A 3,497-nucleotide genomic window follows, 5' to 3' on the forward strand; every position below is an offset into this window, starting at 1 on the left:
AACCAAGGTGATGCGCGTGAAGTTATCATCTTCCACCACGAGCACATCTGAGACCATGGCTTCAGTATTCCGCAGGAGGAGATGTGGCAAAAGCCATTAATCGAGGGTTTCCCCTATGTTTATTCCCTCCACTGTTTACAATCTAAATTAGGCGGGTTTCAGTAACTTGAACAGGGCAATTCCGCCACCTGCAGCTGCTGCAATTACAAGCGCACCTATTGATAGGAACAGGACGTTATTTTCCTGTGAAGAACTCTCTTCATGTGCACTCGTTGCCCTGGATTCCGAGCTTTCATTTTCGGCAATTTCCGTTGGTGCTCCTAGCTCGAGATCAGCTGGGGAGCCTCCGATGTTTTCGAGAATTGTGGATTGGGCGGCTGCGCCCGACGCGGGTCTATTTGCAGCGGGCGATTCCACTCCATTGCCTTCTGGTTCGTTCGAAGAGGGTGGCGGCACAAGTGAACTTGACGGAAGCGACAGTGTCGTCACCATTCGCTCAACGGTAATTCCTTGTGTCATGTAATTCAGGGTCCAGTCATTTGTTTCTTCATCGACAAAAAGTGATATCTCAGAAATATCTTGTTCTGGATCAGTTACTTGAAGAGGTGCACTCCAGCTCTCACCACCGTCTGTGGACACGGTCGACAAGAGGGAATAGGTGCTGCCCACAGAACCAAAAGAGTGTTCGCGCCAGAGAATGGACACGATAGTTCCGTCCTGTGAGGCTCGCGTGACTCCATATGAGTCAGAGTCAAGTTCGGAGATGACGACTATTTCACTCCATGACTGTGAATCGCTGACCAACCGTGTACTACTAGTGAGCCATATTTGGGTTGTGTCCTGAAAAACTACACCGACGAAGATGAGATCTCCTTCGGAATTCCACGTGAGGTCTTCTCCCCAGTAGCTGAATCCAGATTGGTCAAGTTTTGCAGGAGTCCCCCAGGTAGTACCGTAATCCGCACTTCGCTTTACAGTCACATTAGTGTGCTCGAAATTTACATCAGCCGTGTACCACGACACCGCTATCTTGTTGAGTTCAAAAGGTGATTGCTGAATCTTGGTGTTGAAGATATTGTCGGCGCTCACTATAGTTCGACTCGTTTGCACTAAAGGTCCTGAGGGTGTTTTGGTTGCAGTGAAGACCTCAAATTCACCAGGATTGCTGGAAAAACCATAGGCGACATGAAGCGTTCCATCAGGGGCTATGAACGCATCGGCTTCGGTAGTTCCAGCGGGTAAAACAACCTGTGTCCACGTGTTTCCCCCGTCATATGTGGTCGCCAGCACACTGGAACCATCAATCAGACCAGTGCGGGCAACGGCACTGAGTTCGCCAAAAGTCACAATGTCGGGCCTCTGGGCATCGACAACTCCAAATAGTGCCATTTCTTGGCTCCAGGAAACACCAGAATTGAGGGAAGTCACAACTCTGGGTGTTTCAAAGTTTTGATCATCGCCACTAGACCATGCCACGTAGATGTTTGTGCCGGAAGGGTTAACCTCCACCCCTAAACCGCGAATGTAATTCGTGGGGTCAGACAACGGAACAGAGCTTGACCATGTCTCCCCATCTGCACTGGTAGCGCTGACCACCCGGTTATTTTGATTCACATCATTCTCAACCCAGAATGCCGAGTAGCCGTGTGCAGTCTCCACAACAGTGAAGCTGGATCTCCAATAACTCATCTCATCTTGAAAACTAGAGAGATCTGGGTTTGAGATTGGTGCCGACCAGTCTTGAAGGACAAAACTGGTTTTGACCGTTGTTTGGTTCGAAGTAAACAAGGGACCGCTGTAATTTTGAGAAGCTTCTGCCATCCAGATAAGGACTCCTCGGCCGCCGCTCAGTGCAGCTGAATCAACCCAACCGAGGGATGTGGTGTCGCTGAATTCAACAAAAAGAGGGGCCGCACCGGGCTTGATGGTGCCCTGCCCTTGCAGCACGTAAAGTGCGTCACCATCAGGGGTGGTTTCCACATACGGAAGGATCCAAGAACCGTCCTCGCTGACGGAGGGCCATGGCCTGTCATAGTCAGTGTTGATTCCGACGAGTTCTCGACTGAACCTAGATTGCGGTGCAGTTGAGAACGAACCATTAACGGAGCTTTCATTGGCATTGAACTGCAAGATGTTCAGGAAAGGGACTAGGTCACCGTTGTCGTTTTCTTCCTCGTATTCGATCACGCTAACGAGGTGACCATCAGGACCTATGCGAAATCGTGGACTGTCCAGTACCTGTGAATAGAAAGCCTGTGAGAGGCCGACAATTCCAGATGGATCGTAAAACCCCACATATTGAAGGATTGCCTCGTTATTTGCATACTCTGTCCAACCAAAGACAAAGCCCCCTGATGGCACAGCTTCGGTGTGAACACGATAAGCCAAATCTGTCGACAAACCTACGACCGAGGACCAACTCCAGGACGCACCACCCTGAGGAATGGGAGCCCACACGTATTGGACTTCTTGGGTTGCATTGACGTTATCTATTTTGTTCCACGACATGACAAGAGTGGAACTTTCGCCGAGAGTGCCCGACGTCAGTTCTACCCCGGTGTAGCTGACATCAGACGATGGAGGCGCGGACATAAATGGTTGAGGTGCAGACCACTGCCCCTGGTCGCTCATTGAAAAACCAATGTTGTTGGAAGTCGAAGTATTGCTGACTTGATAAATCCACGAAAGTGCGAATTCTCCATTTGGAAGTGCAGCTGCGGACAGGTTGGAAAATTCGTCCGCGTTATCAACGTCTGAAACGACAATCACAGGTATTGCCCATGATTGTCCCCCGGATGAGGACACCGAGGTCATAATTTTGCTAGAGCCTGCTCCGATATTTTGAATAAAAAAGATAGACGGCTGTTCATTGCTGGATGCCACGATGATGGGCGAGTGTGAATCACCAGCAATTTGAATCGGGATTGACCATGTCACGCCAAGGTCATCGGACGAAGAGGTCATAACCAAGCTTGAAGTAGTCTGTGTCGCCGGCTCCACCCACACTGCATAAACTGTGGAACCAATAGAGATGGTGTGCACGTCATCTGCTAAAACCGACGGATCAGTAAGTGGCTCTGGGGTTGACCAGGTGTTGCCAACACAGGCACAGGCCTGAGCCGGGTCTATTGACAGTAATCCTAGGGACACAGGGAAACTAGCAATGAGGGCTATGACCAAAACACTGCACAATCTCCGCATGACTCAATAGTGTTGCCAGTCGCGGTAGTGCCCCAGAGCATGATGGATTTTGGCCTAGATATCTAGGGAATTCCCTAGTTGAAATCCAGAAGGGTGCATGAAAGCCCCACCTAGATTCCTGAATGAGGAATGAACTACACGTTCGTAGCTTCAGCCTTGTAGATTTCAAGCCGCTTGCGGTAGTTCGCTGCGTTGTTGCGGACAGCTTCCTGCTCCTCAGGAGTGAGCTCACGGCGCACCTTCGCAGGAACACCGGCAACTAGAGAACCGGGAGGAACAATCATTCCTTCCAGCAC

General features: G+C 50.2%; 1 protein-coding gene and 1 pseudogene. Both read right to left on the minus strand.

Annotated features, from left to right (window positions below):
• Positions 1-147 precede the first annotated feature (147 nt).
• Positions 148-2,964 carry a sialidase family protein gene (locus Q0362_RS03360; RefSeq protein WP_298119764.1) on the minus strand — a complete coding sequence of 939 codons (2,817 nt, stop codon included), beginning with the start codon at positions 2,962-2,964 and terminating at the stop codon, positions 148-150.
• A 371-nt stretch (positions 2,965-3,335) separates the two neighbouring features.
• Positions 3,336-3,497: pseudogene (locus Q0362_RS03365) on the minus strand (gamma carbonic anhydrase family protein); the annotation flags it as partial.

The sequence above is a fragment of the uncultured Aurantimicrobium sp. genome, assembly GCF_936931525.1.
In the GTDB taxonomy this organism is placed as follows: domain Bacteria; phylum Actinomycetota; class Actinomycetes; order Actinomycetales; family Microbacteriaceae; genus Aurantimicrobium.